This is a genomic window from Microcella sp. (assembly GCF_030645145.1).
Taxonomy (GTDB): domain Bacteria; phylum Actinomycetota; class Actinomycetes; order Actinomycetales; family Microbacteriaceae; genus Microcella.
On record NZ_JAUSMI010000061.1, the window covers coordinates 1 to 1,968 of the forward strand.

Annotated in this window: 3 protein-coding genes and 1 pseudogene; all 4 read left to right on the forward strand. The window is 75.4% G+C overall.

What is annotated here, in order from left to right; translation table 11 throughout:
* Positions 1-271, forward strand: a pseudogene (locus Q7T15_RS03665) (hypothetical protein); the annotation flags it as partial.
* A complete protein-coding gene (locus Q7T15_RS03670) occupies positions 268-729 on the forward strand; it encodes a DUF3180 family protein (RefSeq protein WP_304693387.1) in 462 nt (153 codons plus the stop codon). The pseudogene Q7T15_RS03665 and the gene Q7T15_RS03670, both read left to right, overlap by 4 nt.
* Before the next feature lie 37 nt (positions 730-766).
* Positions 767-1,324, forward strand: coding sequence for a PH domain-containing protein (locus tag Q7T15_RS03675; RefSeq protein WP_370689089.1), 558 nt, complete (start codon positions 767-769; stop codon positions 1,322-1,324).
* Positions 1,321-1,968, forward strand: a 648-nt coding sequence (locus Q7T15_RS03680) for a PH domain-containing protein (RefSeq protein WP_304693389.1), incomplete at its 3' end; no start/stop codon positions are given. The genes Q7T15_RS03675 and Q7T15_RS03680, both read left to right, overlap by 4 nt.

Genomic DNA, 1,968 nt, shown 5'->3' on the forward strand with positions numbered 1-1,968 from the left:
GGGCGCGGAGGCGTCCCCGCGCGCCTGGGAGCGCTCGATGCGCCGCCACGACCTCCGGTCGATGGTGCGGCGTCGCCCGTTCGCGTGGCTGCGCTGGGCCCGCTGGCTCACCCGGCCGCTCGCCGGCCGCGGACCCGTCGCCGACCTGCTGGCCGGTCTGCGATCGCGGGGCGATGCTCGGGGCGGCGACGACGCGACCGGCGAGGACGCGACCGGCGAGGACGCGGCCGGCGAGGACGCGGCCGGCGAGGCCCCGGGAGACCCCGCGTGAGCCGCTCGCGCCCCCTCCCGCTCGTCCTGCTGGCTCTGCTCGGGTTCGCGCTCGCATTCGTGATCGACCTCGCCCTCGCGATGCGCGGCCAGCCCGTGCTCGTGCCACCGCCCTCGCTCGCCGTCGGGCTCGTGCTCATCGCCGCGCTGCTCGTCGCCCTCGCCTGGCCGGTGCGCCGCGCGGCCGCGGGAGCCACCCGCATCGACCCGTTCTACGCCACGCGCGTGGTCGTGCTCGCGAAGGCGAGCGCGCTCGCGGCGGCGCTCCTCTCGGGGGGCGGGGCGGGCATCCTCGTCTATCTGCTGTCTCGTGCGGTCGTGCCGATAGGCTCGACGCTGACCGCGGCGGGCACGCTCGTCGCGGCGGTGATCCTCCTGATCGCGGCGCTCGTGGCAGAGCACTTCTGCCGGCTTCCGCCCGACGACGAGAAGGAGGAGGCCGCCGCGGCCGCAGGGTGAGCCGCGCGGTCGCCGACCACCCGGGGGAGCCGACGCCGTGACCGACCAGCCGCAGACGCCGTCGCCCGCGCCCGACGCTCCCGCGCCCGTGACCGCCGAAGCCGCCGCCGCTCCGCGCTCGATCGAGCTGCCCGGCACCGACTGGCAGCGCGTCTCGCCGAAGTACATCGCCGTCGACATCGCCGGGTACGTCGTCTTCGGCGGCATCATGACCGTCGCGGGGTTCATCCCGTTCTGGGTGAGCGGATGGGCGCCCTCGGCGCTGCTCGGCGTCGCGCTCGGCGTGCTCTTCCTCACCGTCATCGCCCTGACCCCGCGCCGCGTGCGCGCGATCGGCTACGCGCTGCGCGAGGACGACCTGCTCTTCCGCCGCGGCATCCTCTTCCAGCGCGTCGTCGCCGTGCCCTACGGCCGCATGCAGCTCGTCGACATCACGCGCGGGCCCATCGCGCGCGCCGTCGGCCTCGCCGAGCTCAAGTTCGTGACCGCGGCCGCGTCGACCGGAGTGCTCATCCCGGGCCTCCCGCTCGCCGACGCCGAGCGCCTGCGCGACCACCTCGTCGCGGTCGCCGAGACCCGCCGGGCGGGCCTGTGACCGATTTCGCCGACGGCGAGTGGCACCGCCTGCACCGGGCGACGCCGCTCTTCCGCGGCGGGCTCGCGGTGCTGATCCTCGCGGGCGTCGTCTTCGGCAACTTCCGCGACCGTATCGTCGACCTGGTCTTCGGCGACCAGGGGTTCGGCGGCGACCCGGGCGACGACGACTTCGGCGGCGACCCGCTCGACTTCATCCTGCGCGAGAACCTCGTGCTCGCCGCGCTCGGCGTCGCGCTGCTCGTCCTCCTCCTCGCCGTGGGCGGCTTCTACCTGTCGTGGCGCCTGCACACCTTCCGCATCACCGACGAGGTCGTCGAGGTGCGGTCGGGCATCCTCTTCCGCACCAACCGCAAGGGCCGCCTCGACCGCATCCAGGGCATCAACATCGCCCGCCCGTTCATCCCGCGCCTCTTCGGAGCCGCGAAGCTCGAGATCTCCGTCGCGGGCAACGACGCGAACGTGCAGCTGTCGTACCTGCGATCCGGTGACGCGGATGCCCTCCGCCGCGAGATCCTGCTCCTCGCGTCCGGCGCGCGCCGGTCCGCGATCGCGGGCGACGCCGAGCGCGGGCCCGAGCATCCGGGCCCCGGCGTCGGCGCCGACGGCGTCGTGACCAACGCCGCGGTAGCCGGCGGCACCGCG